Origin of the sequence: Streptomyces tibetensis (genome assembly GCF_040647715.1) — a bacterium.
GTDB lineage: Bacteria > Actinomycetota > Actinomycetes > Streptomycetales > Streptomycetaceae > Streptomyces > Streptomyces tibetensis_A.
In genome coordinates this window covers 199130-217123 of the sequence record NZ_JBEZCR010000012.1, presented here as the reverse complement: position 1 = coordinate 217123, position 17994 = coordinate 199130, and the positions used below count along the sequence as shown (strand labels likewise).

The 17994-nt window shown below is 71.5% G+C and carries 16 protein-coding genes and 1 pseudogene; 2 read left to right on the top strand and 15 right to left on the bottom strand.

Annotated features, from left to right (window positions below; all coding sequences use genetic code 11):
* The first annotated feature begins 25 nt into the window (after positions 1–25).
* A complete protein-coding gene (locus AB0B29_RS29715; protein WP_362244537.1) occupies positions 26–2191 on the top strand; it encodes a glycoside hydrolase family 36 protein in 2166 nt (721 codons plus the stop codon).
* 95 nt (positions 2192–2286) lie between these two features.
* On the opposite strand, the gene AB0B29_RS29710 is transcribed toward AB0B29_RS29715, so the two are convergent.
* From AB0B29_RS29710 to AB0B29_RS29640, 15 genes and pseudogenes are all read right to left on the bottom strand, one after another.
* Positions 2287–3222: an alpha/beta hydrolase family esterase gene (locus AB0B29_RS29710; protein WP_362244536.1), complete on the bottom strand. Its 936-nt coding sequence runs from the start codon at positions 3220–3222 to the stop codon at positions 2287–2289.
* Between the two features lie 241 nt (positions 3223–3463).
* On the bottom strand, positions 3464–4165 hold the full coding sequence (locus AB0B29_RS29705; RefSeq protein WP_362244535.1) for a FadR/GntR family transcriptional regulator: 702 nt from the start codon (positions 4163–4165) through the stop codon (positions 3464–3466).
* A gap of 192 nt (positions 4166–4357) precedes the next feature.
* A pseudogene (locus tag AB0B29_RS29700) lies at positions 4358–4737 on the bottom strand (FadR/GntR family transcriptional regulator).
* Positions 4728–5759, bottom strand: coding sequence for an aldo/keto reductase (locus AB0B29_RS29695; RefSeq protein WP_362244534.1), 1032 nt, complete (start codon positions 5757–5759; stop codon positions 4728–4730). Before AB0B29_RS29695 ends, AB0B29_RS29700 begins: the two are co-directional and overlap by 10 nt.
* A 32-nt stretch (positions 5760–5791) precedes the next feature.
* Entirely contained in the window at positions 5792–6829 is a 1038-nt protein-coding gene (locus AB0B29_RS29690) for a sugar kinase (protein WP_362244533.1), read from the bottom strand.
* The gene (locus AB0B29_RS29685; RefSeq protein WP_362244532.1) at positions 6826–7467 is read right to left on the bottom strand and encodes a bifunctional 4-hydroxy-2-oxoglutarate aldolase/2-dehydro-3-deoxy-phosphogluconate aldolase; all 642 of its coding nucleotides are present in this window, start codon (positions 7465–7467) and stop codon (positions 6826–6828) included. The genes AB0B29_RS29690 and AB0B29_RS29685 overlap by 4 nt, the downstream gene beginning before the upstream one ends.
* Positions 7464–8222: an SDR family oxidoreductase gene (locus tag AB0B29_RS29680; RefSeq protein ID WP_362244531.1), complete on the bottom strand. Its 759-nt coding sequence runs from the start codon at positions 8220–8222 to the stop codon at positions 7464–7466. Before AB0B29_RS29680 ends, AB0B29_RS29685 begins: the two co-directional genes overlap by 4 nt.
* Positions 8219–9262: a zinc-dependent alcohol dehydrogenase gene (locus AB0B29_RS29675; protein ID WP_362244530.1), complete on the bottom strand. Its 1044-nt coding sequence runs from the start codon at positions 9260–9262 to the stop codon at positions 8219–8221. Before AB0B29_RS29675 ends, AB0B29_RS29680 begins: the two co-directional genes overlap by 4 nt.
* A complete protein-coding gene (locus tag AB0B29_RS29670) occupies positions 9259–9696 on the bottom strand; it encodes an RbsD/FucU domain-containing protein (RefSeq protein ID WP_362244529.1) in 438 nt (145 codons plus the stop codon). Before AB0B29_RS29670 ends, AB0B29_RS29675 begins: the two co-directional genes overlap by 4 nt.
* A gap of 14 nt (positions 9697–9710) precedes the next feature.
* A complete protein-coding gene (locus AB0B29_RS29665; protein ID WP_362244528.1) occupies positions 9711–10598 on the bottom strand; it encodes an amidohydrolase family protein in 888 nt (295 codons plus the stop codon).
* Complete coding sequence (locus AB0B29_RS29660; protein WP_362244527.1) at positions 10591–11916, bottom strand: L-fuconate dehydratase; 1326 nt, start codon at positions 11914–11916, stop codon at positions 10591–10593. Before AB0B29_RS29660 ends, AB0B29_RS29665 begins: the two co-directional genes overlap by 8 nt.
* Before the next feature lie 93 nt (positions 11917–12009).
* Complete coding sequence (locus AB0B29_RS29655) at positions 12010–13053, bottom strand: ABC transporter permease (protein ID WP_362244526.1); 1044 nt, start codon at positions 13051–13053, stop codon at positions 12010–12012.
* Positions 13046–14611 carry a sugar ABC transporter ATP-binding protein gene (locus AB0B29_RS29650; protein ID WP_362244525.1) on the bottom strand — a complete coding sequence of 522 codons (1566 nt, stop codon included), beginning with the start codon at positions 14609–14611 and terminating at the stop codon, positions 13046–13048. The genes AB0B29_RS29655 and AB0B29_RS29650 overlap by 8 nt, the downstream gene beginning before the upstream one ends.
* 44 nt (positions 14612–14655) lie before the next feature.
* The gene (locus AB0B29_RS29645; protein WP_362244524.1) at positions 14656–15717 is read right to left on the bottom strand and encodes a sugar ABC transporter substrate-binding protein; all 1062 of its coding nucleotides are present in this window, start codon (positions 15715–15717) and stop codon (positions 14656–14658) included.
* Positions 15718–16040: 323 nt separating this feature from the next.
* On the bottom strand, positions 16041–16736 hold the full coding sequence (locus AB0B29_RS29640) for a GAF and ANTAR domain-containing protein (protein ID WP_362244523.1): 696 nt from the start codon (positions 16734–16736) through the stop codon (positions 16041–16043).
* Positions 16737–17033: 297 nt separating this feature from the next.
* Between AB0B29_RS29640 and AB0B29_RS29635 the strand changes: the two genes are divergently transcribed.
* Entirely contained in the window at positions 17034–17879 is an 846-nt protein-coding gene (locus tag AB0B29_RS29635; protein WP_362244522.1) for an endonuclease/exonuclease/phosphatase family protein, read from the top strand.
* Positions 17880–17994 lie beyond the last annotated feature (115 nt).

Here is a 17994-nt window from a genome sequence, read left to right as displayed (position 1 = left end):
CGAACATCCCGGAAGGGGAAGCGCGTTGACCGCTACCGTCGAAACAGTCGAGGGCTCCCGGGTCTGGTCGCATCCGGAAACCGGCCTGTACGCCGTCCTGGACGCCGGCGGAGCGGTGAGGCTGGGCAGACCCGGTCAGGACTGGACCCGCCTGGTGCCCCTCGTCGAGGTCACCGCCACCGGTCACGGGCGCATGTGGTCGGGGGAGCGCTTCATCGAGACCGCCATCGGTGAGCGCCTGATCTACCAGGGGCACGAGACGGTCCGGCACGACGGCGTGGACCGTACGACGATCCGGCTCACGGATCCCGGAACCGGTCTGGCCGCCCACGTCACCCTGGAGACGCGTGCGGGCAGCGGTTGCCTGCGCGCCCGGGTACGCCTCGTCAACGAGGGCGACGCGGTGCTGCGGCTGGAGAGCGTCTCCACCCTGGCACTCGGCGGCATCGTCGGCGGGGAGGGCGGCCTCGACGACCTGACGCTGCACTGGGCCGACAACGACTGGCTCGCCGAATGCCGGTGGCGGCAGGACGGGTTCCGCAAGCGGGTGGTCGCGCTGAGCCGTTCCGCGCACGGCCATGAGGGCCGGGGCTGCTTCGAGCGGTACTCGCAGGGGAGCTGGTCCACCGGCCGCCATCTTCCCGTGGCCGGTCTCACCGACGCGGACGGCCGTGCCTGGCTGTGGCAGATCGAGTCCAGTGCGGGCTGGCGCTTCGAGACGGGTGAACGCGAGGGGGCCGCCTATGTGGCCCTGTTCGGCCCCGACGACGCGCACCACCAGTGGTGGCACACCCTGGCTCCCGGCGAGGAGTTCCACACGGTGCCGGCCGTGGTCGTCCATACCGAGACCGGCGGACTGGACGCGGCCTTCGGTGAACTCACCGACCACCGCCGCAGCATCCGCCGCGACCACCCCGACCACCGCGCGCTGCCGGTGATCTACAACGACTACATGAACACCCTGATGGGCGACCCCACCACCGAGCGGCTCCTGCCGCTGATCGAGGCGGCGGGTGCGGCCGGTGCCGAGGTGTTCGTGATCGACGCGGGCTGGTACGACGACGACGCCCAGGGCTGGTGGGACGCCGTCGGCGCATGGGAGCCCGCTCCCCGCCGTTTCCCGGGCGGTCTGCCGGAGGTCCTGGACGCCATCAGGGCGCACGGGATGACCCCGGGGCTCTGGCTCGAACCCGAAGTCGTCGGCGTGCGCAGCCCCCTGGCCCGCACCCTTCCTCCCGAGGCGTTCTTCCGGCGCGGCGGCCTGCGTGTCACCGAACACGGGCGGCACCACCTGGACCTGCGTCACCCGGCCGCCCGCGCCCACCTCGACGGGGTCGTGGACCGGCTGGTCGGTGAGTGGGGTGTCGGCTACCTGAAGCTCGACTACAACATCAACATCGGTCCCGGCACGGAGAACGGCTCCGAGAGCGCGGGTGCCGGTCTGCTCGGGCACCATCGTGCCCACCTCGACTGGATGGCCTCGCTCCTCGACCGGCATCCCGGTCTCGTCCTGGAGAACTGCGGATCGGGCGGCCTGCGCATGGACTACGCGCAGCTGGCCGTGGCGCAACTGCAGTCCACCAGCGATCAGCAGGACCTCCTGCGCTATCCGCCCATCGCCGCCGCGGCCGCCACCGCCGTGGCACCGGAGCAGGCCGCGGTCTGGGCCTACCCCCAGCCGGATCACACCCCTGACGAGATCGCCCTCACCCTCACCGGGGCCCTGCTCGGCCGCGTCCACCTCTCCGGCTTCCTCAATCTGATGAGCCCCGAGCAGTCCGGCCTCGTCCGCTCGGCGGTCTCCGTGTACAAGGAGCTCCGGCCGGAGCTGGGCCGGGCGAGGCCGTTCTGGCCCCTGGGGCTTCCCGGCTGGGAGGACGAGTGGGTCGCTCACGGACTTCGGAGCCGAGGGGCCACGTTCCTCGTCGTCTGCAGGAGGGAACCGGACAACGGCGGGGCGGTACCTGCCCCGGGCGGCCCGGTCCGGAACGGATCCGGAGACACCGACCGCACGCTCGCCGTTCCCCACCTGCACGGGGCTCGGGTCGAGCCCACGGTGCTGTATCCACCTACGTCCGATGCCGTCGTGGAGTGGGATGCGGACGCGGGTCGGCTCACCGTCTCGCTGCCGCGCGGGAACACCGCCGTTCTCATCCGGCTGGACCCGGTGGCGGCGCGGTCGTGGACATGACGCGCCGCGGGACCGCGCGGCCCGTTCCCGGGCGGAACGAGCCGCGACCGCGTCGGCATGACGCCTCCCGCCGGCCCGGTGCCGGGGCGGAGGTCTCAGAACCGTGTGAAGAAGTTCCAGATCTCGCCCGGCACCCAGGTCCTGGAGCCACTGTCACCGGCGGCCCCGTCCTGGGGTGCGGCGATGTGGCCCTCGTCGAACGCGGCCCACACGACCGGGTGTCCGGAGGAGCATCCCGCGTACTGGGTGACGCGGTGCGCCCTGCTGCCCTGCGCGGGTTCGGGCGCGTTCTGGGCCGTGCACCCGTTGTTGCGGACGAAACGGTCACGCAGCGAACGTCCGCCGGCCACCCCGAGGACGGAGTCCCGGATGCCGTGGATGCCCAGGTACGCGACGGGCTGGGAGCCGCCGCTGCAGCCGCTGAGCTGACCGCCGGACTGCACCGCGACCGCGCGGAAGACCGTCGCCCGGGAGCAGGCCAAGGCGTAGGTCATGGCGCCGCCGTAGCTGAAGCCGACGGAGAAGCGCCGGGTGGTGTCGACGCACAGCGCACCGTCGATCTGGCGGATCATGGCGTCGACGAAGGCCAGGTCCTCGCCACCGGAGTTGGCCCAGCCGTTGTTCAGGCCTTGTGGTGCGATGAAGATGGCGCTGTTGTTCGCGAGCCGTTGCAGCCCGTAGTAGGCCCAGGTGCCGTTCTCGACGGTGCGGCCCGTGGCCACGTCGTCGGCGGTGCCGCCCAGCCAGTGGAAGCCGAAGACCATCCGGTAGGAGCGGTTGCGGTCGTAGTTGTCCGGCACCCTCAGGATGTAACTGCGGCTCTTGCCGTTGATCTGCAGGGTGTGGGTGCCGCTGTTGAGTCCGGGGGCTTTGCCGCACCCGGCCGTCGCCGCCGGGGCCGCGGCCCCGGCGGGCGCGGTGTGTTGCCCGCCCGTGCCGTCGTGCAGAGCCGTGGCGCTGGTGGCTGTCGCCACGGCGAGGAACGCCGCGGCGACGACGGACCACAACCTGGGTGACTTGCGTGCCGGCATCACATCACTCCTCAAGCTGGAGATGGGCGTGCGCATGACAAATGGGTGCAGGTGAGGGGCGCCCTCGGGCACTCCAGGAGGCCCCGGTTCTCATGGATCGTCCGATACCTCGAACGGCGCTCGGGGTGTCGATGGTTGGGATGATAGGAAGCTCGCGGCAACCGTCAATGCGTGGCACATACTTCCCGCGAGTTGTGGCCGAACCCGGGCTGTGGCGTCCGGTTCCCGCTCCCGGGAGGCGTCAGGCCTGAAGGTCGAGGGACTGCAGGTGCCGACGGAGCCAGTGCTCGGTGTTGCTGACGTGCAGCAGGGCAGCGGCCTGGCTGAGGGCGGGGTCACGGGTGCACAGGGCGTCGAAGATCGCCTGGTGCTCCGCCAGGGTCCGCTCGGACGACCGGTCGTCGACCTGCCCGCGCCAGATGCGCGCGCGCAGGGTGCGGCCGGAGATGCCCTCGAGCAGGGTGAGCAGGGTTTCGTTGCCGGTGGCCGCGACGACCGCCCGATGGAAGGCGGCGTCGTGCGCGTTGAGCTGCTCGACGTCGTCGCGTGCCTCGCGCATGGCGTCCAAGTGCCGCTCGACCTCGGCCAGTTGCTCGTCCGTGATCCGGTCGGCGGCGAGCCCGGTGGCGAGCGGTTCGAGCAGCCGCCGCACCTCCATCAGATCCTGCAGCGCGCCCTTGTCGCTCTGGAGGAGCTCCACCGCGCCGCCCAGGCCCTCCAGGAGCAGGCTCGGCTGGAGACTGGTCACGTAGGTGCCGTCCCCCCGGCGGACCTCCAGCACCCGGGCGACGGACAGAGCCTTGACCGCCTCGCGGGCGAGGTTGCGCGAGAGCCCCAGCTGCGCCGCCAGCTCCGGCTCCGGGGGCAGTTTCGCACCCGGGGGAAGCGCCCCCGAGCGGATGAGCTCACGGATCTGCTCTATGGCCTTGTCCGTCAGGGACAACCTGAGCTCCCTCCGTGAGCGCCGCTCCTCAGGGCCCCCGGCGCGCGTCCGCCAGGAGGGCCGTCGAATGTGACGCCGATGATACCGGCACGACCGGCCGAAGATCCCTGGACGGATCCGGAGCGAGGGCGTCGCGTAGACCCGCTCGTCCGGGACTCCCTGACGGTCCGCACCCGGCGTGGGCGGCCCTGGTCAGGAGGCGAGTCCGGCTGCCGGGCCGCTCCCGGACGAGCCGCCCGCGGACTCCAGGTGCTCCCGCAGCCACTGTTCGGTGTTGCTGACGTGCAGCAGTGCCGCCGCGTGGCCGAGCGCGGCGTCCCGAGCGGCCAGGGCGGCGTAGATCGCCTCGTGCTCCGCGAGGGTGCGCCCGTAGGACCGGCTGTCGTGGCACCCCGTCTGACCTCCAGGACGCGGGCCACGGCCAGCGCCTTGACCGCCTCCCGGGCCAGATTGCGGGACAGGCCGAGCTGGGCCGCCAGTTCCTGTTCGGGAGGCAGCTTCGAGCCGGGCGGGAGCGCACCGGAGGCGATGAGCTCGCGGATCTGCGCGATCGCCCTGTCGGTCAGGGACACGGGGTGCTCCTCTCGGGAATGCCGTCACCCTGCGTGACCCGCCCGAGGGGCACGTCGGACCGGATGAGTCCCTGGTCGAGGAGGTCGTTCCAGAGGCCGGCGGGAGTGCTCCGCCGGTGGAGCCGGGCGTTGCGGGTGACCTGGTCGGCGTTGCGCATGCCGAGGGTGACGTTGACGACGTGGGGGTGGGTGCGGGGGAAGGCGATGGCCGCGGCGGGCAGACTCGTACCGTGGGCCTCGCAGATCTCCGCGATGGCCAGGGCTCGCCGTACGAGGTCGGGCGGTGCGTCCTGGTAGTCGTACTTCATGCCGGCGGTGGGACGGTCGCGGGAGAGCAGGCCGGAGTTGAAGACACCGACGGCGACGACGCTCTTGCCGGTCTCCTGCGCGGCGGGCAGGACGTCGTCGAGGGCGCCCTGGTCGAGCAGGGTGTAGCGGCCGGCGAGCATGACGACGTCGGCGGCGGTCTCACGCAGGAACCGGGCGAGCATGGCGGACTGGTTCATGCCGGCGCCGATCGCGCCGACGACGCCCTGGTCGCGCAGCTCGGCGAGGGCGGGCATGGCCTCGTCTGCGGCCTGCCGCCAGTGGTCGTCGGGGTCGTGGAGGTAGACGACGTCCAGGTGGTCCAGGCCGGTGCGCTCCAGCGTGGCCTCGATGGAGCGCAGTACCCCCTCCCGGCTGAAGTCCCACTCGCGGCGCACGTCGTCGCGGACGACGAAGCCCTCACTGTCGACACCACGGGGGTTTGCGTTGGGGACGAGCAGGCGGCCCACCTTCGAGGAGACGACGTACTCGCTGCGGGGCCTGGCGCGCAGCGCGGTGCCGAGACGGCGTTCGGACAGGCCGAGACCGTAGTGGGGGGCCGTGTCGAAGTAGCGGATGCCGGCGTCCCAGGCGGCGTCGACCGCGGCAGACGCCTCCTCGGGGGAGGTGAGGCGGTACAGGTTGCCGATCACGGAGGCTCCGAAGCCGAGCTCGGTGAGTTCGACACGGGTGTTGCGGATGGTTCGGCGGCGCAAGTCGTGCTCCTCGAGATGACGGTTGCGAGCGGTCAGCGTCTGACGTGGGCCGAGCCGCCCGCGACGAGCGCTTCCACCTCGGCGAGGGTGGCCATGGAGACGTCCCCCGGGGTGGTCATGACGAGGGCGCCGTGGGCGGTGCCGTACGCGACGGCCTGTTCCAGCCCCGCACCGGTGAGCAGGCCGTAGACGAGCCCCGCGGCGAAGCCGTCGCCCGAGCCGATGCGGTCCAGGACGTGCAGTCCGGGCATCTGCGGACCGGTGACGAGGCCGGTCCCGGGTGACCAGGCGACCGCGGACCAGTCGTTGACGCCGGCGGACGGCACCTCGCGCAACGTCGTGGCCAGCACGCTCACCCCGGGCAGCAGACCGGCGACCTCGGTGAGCGCGTCGGGAACCTCGTCGGCCGTGAGGCGACAGGCGCCCGGACGGCTGCCCGCGAGACCGAGGGCACCCACGACGACGTCGGCGTGCCGGGCGAGGCGCAGGTCCGCCTCCCGGGCGCGGTCGGCGCCGCCACGGCCGGCCCAGAGGCTGGGGCGGTAGTTGGGGTCGTAGGAGACGGTCACGCCATGACGGCGAGCGGCGGCCATCGCCTCGTCGGCCACATCGACGGTGGTGTCCGACAGGCCGGCGAAGACGCCGCCGGTGTGGAACCAGCGCACCGGGCCGGAGAAGACGGCATCCCAGTCGACGTCTCCCTTCCGCAGCTGCGACACGGCCGTGTTCGCCCGGTCGCTGACGCCGAGAGCGCCGCGGATGCCGTAGCCGCGCTCCACGAAGTTCAGGCCGTTGCGGACGCTGCGGCCGATGCCGTCGTCGGGGACCCAGCGGATCAGCGAGGTGTCGACGCCGCCCTGCAGGACCAGGTCCTCGACGAGCCGGCCCACGGCGTTGTCGGCGAGGGCGGTGACGACCGCGGTGCGCAGGCCGAAACAGCGGCGCAGACTCCGTACCACGTTGTACTCACCGCCCCCCTCCCACACATGGAAGGAGCGGGCGGTGCTGATCCGTCCCTCACCCGGGTCGAAGCGCAGCATCACCTCGCCCAGGGCGATCACGTCGGTCACGGTGTGCTCCTCTCCACGGCCTCGGCGGTCAGCCGGCGGATCTCCGCGTACTCGCCGCGTTCCAGGTGGCCGCGGGTGGCCATCCAGCTGCCGCCCACGGCGAGGACCGCCGGGTGGGAGAGGTAGCCGGGCATCTGGTCCGGGCCGATGCCGCCGGTGGGCACGAAACGGACCTGCGGGAAGGGCGCCGCCAGGGCCCGGAGCATCCGGGTGCCGCCGAGCGGCTCGGCGGGGAACAGCTTGACCGTGTCCAGGCCCGCCTGCAGCGCGCGCATCAACTCGGTCGCGGTGGAGATGCCGGGAACGACCGGGACCCCCAACTCCCGACCCCTGTCGATGACTTCCGCGTCGAAGCCCGGGGAGACGAGGAACCGGGCCCCGGCCGTCACGGCCCGTTCCGCCTGCTCGGTGGTCAGGACGGTGCCGGCGCCGACGGTCAGGCCGCCGTGGGCCGCCATCGCCTCGAGGGCCTGCTCGGCGCCGGGCGTGCGGAAGGTGACCTCGGCGCACCGTGCGCCGCCCGCCGCGAGTGCGTCGGCCAGGGGGCCGGCACTCGCCACGGACGGAACGGTCAGCACGGGCAGGAGACGGGCCCCCGCGAGGACGGCCGCCGGATCGGTGCCCCTCCCCGCGCTCATCGGCCGAGCCATCCGCCGTCGACGGGCAGGGTGGTGCCGTGGATGTAGTCGGCCGCGCCCGACGCGAGGAAGACGGTCGCACCGGCGAGGTCGTCGGCGGAGCCCCAGCGGCCGGCCGGAATCCGCTCCAGGATGGCCCTGCTGCGCGCCGGGTCGTCCTGGAGCGCCCGGGTGTTGTCGGTGGCGATGTAGCCGGGCGCGATGGCGTTGACGTTGACGCCGTGCGGGGCCCACTCGTTGGCCAGGGCCTTGGTCAGGCCGGCGATGCCGTGCTTGGCGGCGGTGTAGCCGGGGACGGTGATGCCGCCCTGGTAGCTGAGCAGCGAAGCCGTGAAGATGACCTTGCCGTGCCCGCGTTCGACCATGCCCGCCCCGATCGCGCGGGTGAGCGCGAACTGCGCACTGAGGTTGACCTGGAGCACCAGCTCCCAGTCCGCGTCGGAGTGCTGGGCGGCGGGCGTGCGGCGGATGGTGCCGGCGTTGTTGACGAGGATGTCCACCGGGCGCTCACGCCCGGCGAGGTCGGCGCCGAGTGCCCGTACGGCCTCGGGATCGGCGAAGTCGGTGCGGATCGCCTCGAAGGCGCGGCCCGCGGCGGTGACGTCCTTCTCGACGTCGCTGCCCGCCTCCAGAGACGCGCTGACGCCGATGATGTCGGCGCCGGCCTCGGCGAGGCCCCGGGCCATGGCGCGGCCGATGCCACGACTGGCGCCGGTGACGACGGCGAGCTTTCCGGTGAGGTCGAAGGCGTTCACGCGGCGGCTCCCTCGGAGTCGGTGGTGCAGTCGACGAGGATCTTCATCACGTCACCGCCGCCTTCCAGGGCCTCGAAGGCGGCCGGTGCCTGGGTGAGCGGGACGACCTCGCTGATCAGGCGGTGGGCGGCGACGGTGCCGTCGGCGACCAGGGCGACCGCCTTCTCGAAGTCGGAGCGGTCGTACAACCGGGCCCCGACGAGGGTGAGTTCGCGCCAGAAGAAGCGGTGCAGGTCGATCTCGCGGGGCTTGGGATGGATGGCGACCAGGCACAGCCGCCCGCGCACCCCGAGGACCTCGACGGCCGTGTCGACGCCGCCGGCGGCACCGGACACCTCGAAGGCCACGTCGGCGCCCGCGTCGCCGGTCCACTCGCCGACCAGCGAGGGGATGTCGGCGGCGGCCGGATCCCAGGTGGTCAGACCGAGTTCCTCGGCGAGCAGGCGGCGGTGCGCGTTGAGTTCCACCACCCGCACATCGGCGCCGGCGGCCCGGGCGACCAGGGCGATGAGGATGCCGACCGGACCGCCGCCGACCACGACGGCCTTCTCACCGTGGCGGACACCGGCCCGGCCGACGTCGTGCACGGCGACCGCGGTGGGCTCGACGAGCGCGCCCTGGTCCAGGGGCAGCGACTGGGGCAGGCGGATGAGGGTGGAGGCGGGCACGGTCCAGCGCTGCTGCATCGCACCGGGGGAGTCGATGCCGATGAAGTCCAGGTGCCGGCAGACGTGCCGGTGACCGGAGCGGCAGGCCGGGCAGGTGCCGTCCCAGCGCAGCGGCATCACGGTGACCGCGTCCCCGGGGCGCCAGTCCTCCACGCCCGCCCCGACCGCGACGACGCGGCCGGACATCTCGTGCCCGAGCACGGCGGGCGTCGCCACGCGGGCGTCCATGTCACCGTGGAAGATGTGCAGGTCGGTGCCGCAGATGCCGACGTAGGCGGGGGCCACCTGCACCTCGCCCGGGCCGGGTTCGGCGCTTTCGGCCGGTGCGGTGTCGAGCGTTCGGGCGGCGAGATAGCGGACGGCGAGAGTCATCGCGGGGTCAGGGTCCTTTCAGCGCGGACGCCGATGGTCAGCAGCAGGTTGGCGTAGGTACGGATGTCGGCGGTGACGACGGCCAGGGCCAGGTCGGGTGAGCGGGCGGCGTCGTAGAACTCGAAGCGGCCGAGCGTCTCGACGGGGACGGGCGCCAGCCGCGAGCGGTACTCGGCGATGGCCGGGGGTTCCGGCTCCCCCTCGGGCGGCACCATCACCTGGGCCGTCTCGACGGGCAGGGCCCGCAGCAGGACGTCGAGGACGGTGCTGACGTCGAGCACGCCGGGGGAGAGGTTGAGGTGGACGGTCCTCGCCCGTTCCCCGACGGCCGTGCTGGCGGGGTAGTGGCCGTCGGCGAGCAGGACACGGGCCCCGTGCCCCGCTCCCGCGAGCGCTTCGAGGATGCCGGGGTGGAGCAGTTCGGTCAGCAGCATGAAAGGGCCTCTTCCTACGTCTGGTACAGCCGGTAGAAGCCGGCCGCCGTGTCGCACAGCAACGCCTGCTTCTCGTGCTCGGAGAAACCGTGCAGCAACTCCTCGACGGTGGCCGCCCAGCGGGCCCAGCCACCGGCCAGGACGCAGACGGGCCAGTCGGAGCCGAACATGAGCCGGTAGGGGCCGAAGGCCGCCAGCAGGGTGTCCCACACCGGCCGGATGTCGGCGATGGTCCACTCGCGGTGGTCGGCCTCGGTGATCAGCCCGGAGAGCTTGCACCGCACCTGCGGGAAGCCGGCCAGCACGCGCACCCTGCGCTGCCAGTCGGGCAGGGTGTCGCGGCGCGCGTGCGGGCCGATGGGCGGCTTCCCGGCGTGGTCCAGGACCAGGGGAAGCTCGGGGAAGCGCTGGGCGAGGCGGATGGCCTGCGGGAACTGATGGCTGCGGATGAGCACGTCGTAGCCGAGGCCCCGGTCCTGGACGGCGCGCAGGCCCCGTTCGACGACCGGCTGCTGCAACCACTCCGGATCGGGCTCCCCCTGCACCAGGTGCCGCACGGCCCGCAGGTTCGAGCCCCCCGTGCCGGCCAGCAGCACGTCGAGCATGTCCCCGACGTCGGCCCCGGCGAGATCCGCCCAGCCGACGACCGCGCCGACCAGCGGGTCCTGGTCGGCGAGCGCGAGCAGTTCCGCGGTCTCCGGCAGCGACGCGATGCACTGGACGAGTACCGTCCGCGTCAGCCACCGGCCCGCGATCGGCCGGATCGCCTCCCGCCGCAGGTCCCCGACGCCGTAGCTACGGCGGATCGGTTCGAGGCCCGGCTCGTCCAGCCAGGGCTGCGGGCGCCGGTTCAGGTCCCAGACGTGGTGGTGGGAGTCGATCAGGGGCAGGAAGTCAGACACGGGAGGACCAGACCGGGCCGTCGGGGTAGGAGTACTCCTTGAGGGACTCCGGGTGCATCTGCGCGCTCAGCCCCGGCAGGGCCGGGGCGAGGTAGTGACCGTCGACGATGCGTACCGGGTCGACGAAGTGCTCATGCAGGTGGTCGACGTACTCGATGACACGGTTCTCGGTGGTGCCGGAGACGGCGACGTAGTCGAACATCGACAGGTGCTGCACCATCTCGCACAGGCCCACTCCGCCGGCGTGCGGGCAGACCGGCACGCCGAACTTCGCGGCGAGCAGCAGGATCGCGATGTTCTCGTTGACACCGCCCACGCGCGCCGAGTCGATCTGCACGATGTCCACCGCGCCGGCCTGCAACAGCTGCTTGAAGACGACCCGGTTGGCGATGTGCTCGCCGGTGGCGACCTTGATGGGGCTGAGGGCCTTGCGGACGGCGGCGTGGCCGAGGATGTCGTCGGGGGAGGTGGGCTCCTCGATCCAGTACGGGTCGTAGCGGGCCAGCTCACGCATCCAGTCGATGGCGGGCTGGACGTCCCATCTCTGGTTGGCGTCGACCGCGACGCGGATGTCCGGGCCGACGGTCTCGCGGGCGACGCGCATGCGCCGGATGTCGTCCTCCAGGGACGCCCCGACCTTCAGCTTGATCTGGGTGAAGCCGTCGGCGACGGCCTCGCGGGACAGCCGGGCCAGCTTCTCGTCGGAGTACCCGAGCCAGCCCGGGGTGGTGGTGTACGCGGGGTAGCCACCGTCGATCAGCAGGCCGATGCGCCGCTCGCGGCCCGGCTCGGCGCGGCGCAGGATCTCCAGTGCCTCCTCGGGGGTGAGCGCGTCGGACAGCCAGCGGAAGTCCACCTGCGCGACGAGCTCCTCGGGGGACATCTCGCCGAGGAAACGCCAGACGGGCTTTCCGGCGCGCTTGGCCGCGAGGTCCCAGGCCGCGTTGACGACGGCGCCGGTCGCCATGTGGATGGCGCCCTTCTCCGGCCCCAGCCAGCGTAGTTGGGGATCGTGGACGAGGGAGCGGGAGAAGGCGCCGAGGTCGCCGCACACCTCCTCGACCGACCGTCCGACGACGTGCGGGGCGAGGGTGGCGATGGCGGCGGCCTGCGCGTCGTTGCCCCGTCCGGTGGTGAAGGCCAGCGCGTGGCCCTCCAGCCCGTCGCCGGCGTCGGTGCGCAGGACCACGTAGGCGGCCGAGTAGTCGGGCTCGGGATTCATCGCGTCCGAGCCGTCGAGATGCTCGGAGGTGGGGAAGCGGACGTCCAGGACGTCCAGGGCGATGATGCGGGCGGCTGAGGACACGGCGGAGGACATGGCAGCAACTCCTGTGGGGCGGGCGGGGCACGTGGCCCCCCTGCGGCGGGGAAGGGTGGTGCGGTGGTCGGTGCGAGGCGGCGGCCGCCTGGTTCAGTCCTGGACCTTGCCGCCCGTGATCCGGGAGATGGTCAGGGCGACCAGGATGATCAGGCCGTTGAGGGCGCCGATCCACTGGGCGGGGACACCGGCCAGGGTGAGTACGTTCTGGATCATGAAGAGCAGCAGGATGCCGCTGAAGGCGCCGAACACGGTGCCCTTGCCGCCGTTGAGGCTGATGCCACCGATGACGGCCGCGGCGAACACGGTGAAGATGTAGCCGTTGCCCTGGGCGGAAGCGACGGAGGCCAGCCGTCCGGAGAGCAACAGACCCGCGAGGGCGGCGAGCAGGCTGCCGGTGACGATGACGATCCAGAGCACCCGGTCGGTGCGGATGCCGGCCGCCTTCGCCGCGTCGACGTTGCCGCCGATGGCGTAGAGCGAACGGCCGAAGCTGGTCCAGCCGAGGACGACGATCGCGACGGCGAACAGGGCCAGGCAGATCCAGATCGAGGCCGGCATGCCGAACCATTCGGCGGTGCCCGGGTAGAGCATCGACGGCGGCAGCTGGAAGAAGGTCTGGCCGCCGGAGATGCCGGTGAGGATGCCGCGCAGCACGATCAGCATGCCGAGCGTGACGATGAAGCCGTTGAGGCCGAAACGGATGATCAGCACCGAGTTGACGACGCCGATCAGCAGACCGACGGCCAGGGTCACGGGGACCGACAGGCCACCGGGTATGAGCCCGAGCCCGTGCCCGGCTCCGGCCGGCACCACGAGCCAGGCGGCCACGCCGGGCGCGAGACCCATCGTGGACTCCAGTGACAGGTCCATCTTCTTGACGATCAGGATCATCGTCTGCGCGAGGACCAGCAGCGCCATCTCGGACATCGTCTGCAGGACGTTGATGAGGTTGTCGGCCTGCAGGAAGACCGGGTTGACGATCTGGCCGACGATCGCGATGGCCACGATCGCCGGAACGAGCGCGAGGTCACGCAGCCGGGCCAGCGGGATCCGGCCGCCGAGCAGCGCGGTCCGCTTCGCGCGGTGCGCGTCCGTCCCGGTGGCGGACGCGTCGGCGACGACGGTTTCAGGCATTGAGCTCCATTCCTTCCATCGCGGCGACGAGGTCGTGGTCGTGCCAGCCTCGGGCGATCTCGTTGGTCACACGGCCCTGGAACATCACCAGGACGCGGTCGCACATACGCAGGTCGTCGAGCTCGTCGGAGGCGATGAGTACTCCGGTGCCGCTCCGAGCGGTCTCCTCGACCTTGCCGAGGAGGAATTCCTTGGACCGCACGTCCACACCGGCGGTCGGGTTGATCAGGACCAGCAGCCGGGGGTCGTCGGCCAGGGCCCGGGCCATGACGACCTTCTGCTGGTTGCCTCCGGAGAGTCCGGAGACGGGCAGTTCAGGGCCGGGGGTCTTGATCGCCAGGTTCCGGATCATGTCCTGGGCGAGCCGGTCGCGGCGGCCGCGGTTCAGGAAACCGCCCCGGCCCAGGCGCTTGGGCACGGAGAGCGTGGCGTTGTCCGCGATCGACATGTCGGGCACGAAGCCCTGGTGGTGCCGGTCCTGCGGGACGAACCCGGCACCGGCGGCGAGTGCGGCGGGCACGCTGCCCGGCCGGGGCCGCCGCCCGGCGATCTCGACGTCTCCGGTCGTGGCGGCCCGCAGGCCCACGACGGTCTCGGCGACCTCGGTACGGCCGCTGGCGGCGGCCCCCGCGAGTCCGACGATCTCCCCGGCGCCCACCCGGAACGTCACGTCGCCGTAGGCGCCGTCGCTGCCCAGCGCGCGCACGGACAGCGCGGGCGGGGCCGCGCGGTCCAGGCTGCCGGGGCGTTCCTGGCTCCGGTCCGCCGCCGCCTCGCCGGTCATGGCGGCGACCAGCTCGGTGCGGGGGAGGCCGGCGACCGGGGTGGTCACGATGTGCCGGGCGTCGCGAAACACCGTGACCATGTCGCAGATCTCGTAGACCTCCTGCAGGTGGTGACTGATGAACAGGAAGGTCACGCCCTGGCGTTGCAGGTCGCGGATGCGGTCGAAGAGCCGGTTGATCGCCGCCCCGTCGAGTTGCGCCGTGGGTTCGTCGAGGATGATGAACCGGGCCCCGAACGACAGCGCCCGGGCGATCTCCACGAACTGCCGCTGCTCCACGTTCAGGTCGCCGGCCGGGGTCTGCGGGTCGACGTCCACCGACCAGGTCGACAGCAGTTCCTGCGCCCGGCGGCGTACGCCCGTCCAGCTGATCAGCCGACCCGGGCCGTGGTCGTGCCGGTTCAGGAAGAGGTTCTCCGCGACGGTCAGCGTGGGGATGATCGTGGACTTCTGGTAGACGCAGGCCACCCGCTGCCGCCAGGCGTCGCGGTCCGCGAGTCGCGGTGCGGGGCTGCCGCCGAAGGTGACCTTGCCCTCGTCCGGGGACTGCAGACCGGTGAGGACGGACACCAGGGTCGACTTGCCTGCTCCGTTGCGTCCGACGAGCGCGTGGGTCTCGCCGGCTCTGATGGTGATCCGGGCGCCGTTCAGGGCCACCGTCGGACCGAATCGCTTGACTATGCCCGTCGCCTCGACGAGGGGCAGGCCCGCGGAGGCCCGCCCATCGTCCGCCGGGGCGGGCACGGGGTCCGTTGTTCGCTCCCCGTCCTTCATCTCAACCGCCTAGATCTCGTCAGCCGTTGCTCTGCCGGGGAATGTCAGCCGAGGTTGTTGCCCCAGAGGGCCTTGTCGTCGCTCTTGACGCTGGGCACACCGCCGTAGGTGCCGCCGTCCGCCGTGACCAGCGGGGCGGAGAGCTGGTCCTCCAGCAGGCCGGGACGGACCTGGATGATGGTGCTGTCGTGGTCGGTCTTGCCGGGCTTGAACTTCTTCCCGTCGAGCGCGGCCTTCAGGTAGTACAGGGCGTACTTGGCGTAGAGGTCGGCCGGCTGCGAGACGGTGGCGTCGATCTTGCCCGCGGCGATGGACTTGAGCTCCTCGGGGATGCCGTCGTTGGAGACCACGAACACGTGCTTCTCGCTCTTCGGGTCGACCAGCAGACCGCGCTGCTTGAGCACCTGGAGCGTGCCGGACAGGGCGAAGCTGGACTGCATGTAGACGCCCTTGATGTCCGGGTGGGCCGTCAGGTCCGTCTGGAGCTTCTGGGCCGCTGTCGCCCCGTCCCAGTTGGTGGCCTCGCCGAAGACCTTGATCCCGGGGTAGTTCTTCTTCATGCAGTCGTTGAACGCCTCGGTGCGGTCACGGCCGTTGATCGAGTCGAGGCCGCCCTGGAGCATGACGACCTTGCCCTTGCCGCCCAGCTTGGTGCCGAGGAACCGGCAGGCCTTCTCGCCGTAGGCGCGGTTGTCGGCGCGGACGACCATGTAGACCTTGCCGCTGTCGGGACGGGTGTCCACGGTGACGACCGGGATCTTCTTGGCCTCCATCTGCGCCAGGGTGGGCGCGATGGCGGCGGTGTCCTGCGGGGCCATCGCGACGCCCTTGACCCCCTGGCTCATGAAGGTCTGCGCGTTCGCGGTCAGCTTGGCGACGTCGTTCTGCGAGTTGGTGGTCTTCAGGTCCAGGCCCAGGTCCTTGGCGAACTGGGGCGTGTACTTGATGTACGAGTTCCAGAAGTCGGTGTCGGAGCGGGGGTAGTCGACACCCACGAGCGGCTCGCCGCTCGACGACGCGGCGGTGGTGGAGCCGCCGCCGCAGGCGCTGAGCAGCGTCAGTGCGCAGACGACGGAAGCGGAGCAGAGAGCGGATCTGAGTCTCATCGTTGGATTCCTCGCGCTGGTCCCGTAGCGGAAGTTGTTACGCCGATACGACAGCCGTGTGTCGCTCGTGAAGAGATGGGATGTTTATAGAGGGTGCTCGGCCGAGCCGTCTAGATGCTGGCGCGAAAGTCGCAGGTAATGCGTGCGAAGTGATCTAAGGGGTGGATGCAATGGAGCCAGAGAGATAGATCCATCCCATCAATAAGAGGATGGGTCCGTGACCCCCCTCACAGCCCCTTGCTGTTGTGGTTGACCAGCTTGAAGGTGCCGGTCAGCAGGGTGACCCGCCTGCATGGAATGTCTGCTCGGATCGGCCGGTGTGCTCAGGGCTGCTTGCCGGAGCGCTTGTCCCGGATTCGCTGGGCGACGTCGCGCAGCTTGACGTTGTGGTGCTGGGAGATGTTGCGCAGCACGTTGAAGGCGTCCTCGTCACTCATCCCGTGGCGCTCCATGAGGATGCCCATGGCCTCGCCGATGGCGTGCCGGGTCTCCAGCGCGTGTTCGAGCTGGTCGATGGTGCGGGCGTCCGCGAGGGCGACGGCGGCGTGCGAGGCCAGCAGCCAGCCGGCGGTCGCGATGTCCTCGGTGAAGGTGCCCGGGCGGCCGGCGTACAGGTTGAGCGCGCCGAAGTCCTCGTCGTGGGTGTAGAGCAGGACCCCGGACATGCTGCCGATGCCCAGCGCGCGGGCGGCCTCGGCGTAGCGGGGCCAGTCCGGCTGGGGACGACTCATGTCCACGATCCGGAACACGCGCTCGTCGTCCGAGCGGTCGGCGAGGTCGAAGCACGGCCCCTCGCCCAGCTCACCCTGAAGACGGTCGGACTCCTCGACCATGTCGCCGGACGAGGACAGCGTGACGGCACGGCCCTTGCGCACCGCGAGGATCCCCGCCGCGTCACAGCCGTCCACGAGCCTCACGGCCGACGCCACGATCTCGTCCAGAGTCTGCTGCACGGACTCCTGCTTCAGCAGGGTCCGTGCGAGCACGGCCATTTCCTCGGCGAACTTCTGCCACTCCATGTCGCACCGCCCGCGTCGATCATCAGTCCCGCCACCCTACGCACAGCCTCGCCCCTCACCGTCGAAGGCGCCAGGACCTCGGAGCGCGGCGCGAACCCGGGCGCCTTTCGGCCCTGCACGGAGCGCGGCGCGAGAAGTGTCCTCGGCCCCGCGCCCTCCCGCCGTGCCGTGGGCCGGGTGAGCGTGAACAGCGACCGCCGCAACGAGATCGCCCATCGCCTGGGTTGCCGACGATCCCGTCCCATAACCTCGTGCTGGGAGGCGTCGGAGGCCGGACGTGTCCCGAGTGAGGAGGCGATGGTGCTCGACAGGCGCACGGGCGCGCGATTGCTTGCGGGCGTCATGCTGGCGATCTGCGTGGTGCTCGTCGGACCCAGCGCACCCGACGGCGCCCTCTTCGCCGGGGCGCAGCCCGCCGTGGCGGCCAGGGACGTCGTCCCGAACCGGGTCATGACGTGGAACATCTGCAACCCCTGCGAGGCGAGCGACGTCGACAAGGCCGCGGAGATCGCCGCGTACGCGCCCCAGGTCGTCGGCCTTCAGGAAGCATGCGTGCGTGACGTCGAGCGGATCCGGGAGTATCTGCAGAACCTGCACGGGCTGTCCTACCACGTCGAGTACGGGTCGGTGCTGCGCAAGTGGGGCCGCTGCGGGGGGACGCCGTGGAGCCCCGGGGCCTTCGGCCAGGCGGTGCTGTCGGCCGCGCCGATGACGGACCCGGTCACCGTGGAGTATCCCGACGGCGGATCCGAGGACCGCGGGTACATGGCCGTCACCACCACGGTCGACGGCCGCTCCGTCCGGGTCTTCAACACCCATCTCGCCCAGCGACAGCAGGAGGAGGTCCGGGCGCGGCAGATCCGCGTGCTCGCGTCGGAGGTCGCCCGGCACGACCGCGCGATCGTCCTCGGCGACTTCAACGCCGTGCCGGACGCCCCCGAACTGTCCCCCATCTGGGAACTGGCCACGGATGCCGACCCGCAGTGCCGTCCGTCGCCCACCGGCAGCTGCGGGCCGACGACCGACTGGCAGAGCAAGTTCGACTACGTGTTCCTGCGAGGTGTCGTCCCGCTCAGGCACCGCGTGCATCCGACCGCCTACTCGGACCACAACCTGCTGCACGCCGACCTCGATCTGAGCTGAGGCCGTCCACCGGGCGGCCCCGCCACCGGGCGGCCCCGCCCCGGCGGGTACGTCCCCGACCGGACGGTCCCCGACCGGGCGATCCGTTTTCCCGGCCGGGTGCAGGTCAACGGCC

Coding starts and splice junctions, on each gene's coding strand:
- AB0B29_RS29710 (WP_362244536.1), bottom strand. CDS start 3,222: ATGCCGGCACGCAAGTCACCCAGGTTGTGGTCCGTCGTCGCCGCGGCG.
- AB0B29_RS29685 (WP_362244532.1), bottom strand. CDS start 7,467: ATGAGCGCGGGGAGGGGCACCGATCCGGCGGCCGTCCTCGCGGGGGCC.
- AB0B29_RS29675 (WP_362244530.1), bottom strand. CDS start 9,262: ATGACTCTCGCCGTCCGCTATCTCGCCGCCCGAACGCTCGACACCGCA.
- AB0B29_RS29670 (WP_362244529.1), bottom strand. CDS start 9,696: ATGCTGCTGACCGAACTGCTCCACCCCGGCATCCTCGAAGCGCTCGCG.
- AB0B29_RS29660 (WP_362244527.1), bottom strand. CDS start 11,916: ATGTCCTCCGCCGTGTCCTCAGCCGCCCGCATCATCGCCCTGGACGTC.
- AB0B29_RS29655 (WP_362244526.1), bottom strand. CDS start 13,053: ATGCCTGAAACCGTCGTCGCCGACGCGTCCGCCACCGGGACGGACGCG.
- AB0B29_RS29650 (WP_362244525.1), bottom strand. CDS start 14,611: ATGAAGGACGGGGAGCGAACAACGGACCCCGTGCCCGCCCCGGCGGAC.
- AB0B29_RS29645 (WP_362244524.1), bottom strand. CDS start 15,717: ATGAGACTCAGATCCGCTCTCTGCTCCGCTTCCGTCGTCTGCGCACTG.
- AB0B29_RS29640 (WP_362244523.1), bottom strand. CDS start 16,736: ATGGAGTGGCAGAAGTTCGCCGAGGAAATGGCCGTGCTCGCACGGACC.
- AB0B29_RS29635 (WP_362244522.1), top strand. CDS start 17,034: ATGGTGCTCGACAGGCGCACGGGCGCGCGATTGCTTGCGGGCGTCATG.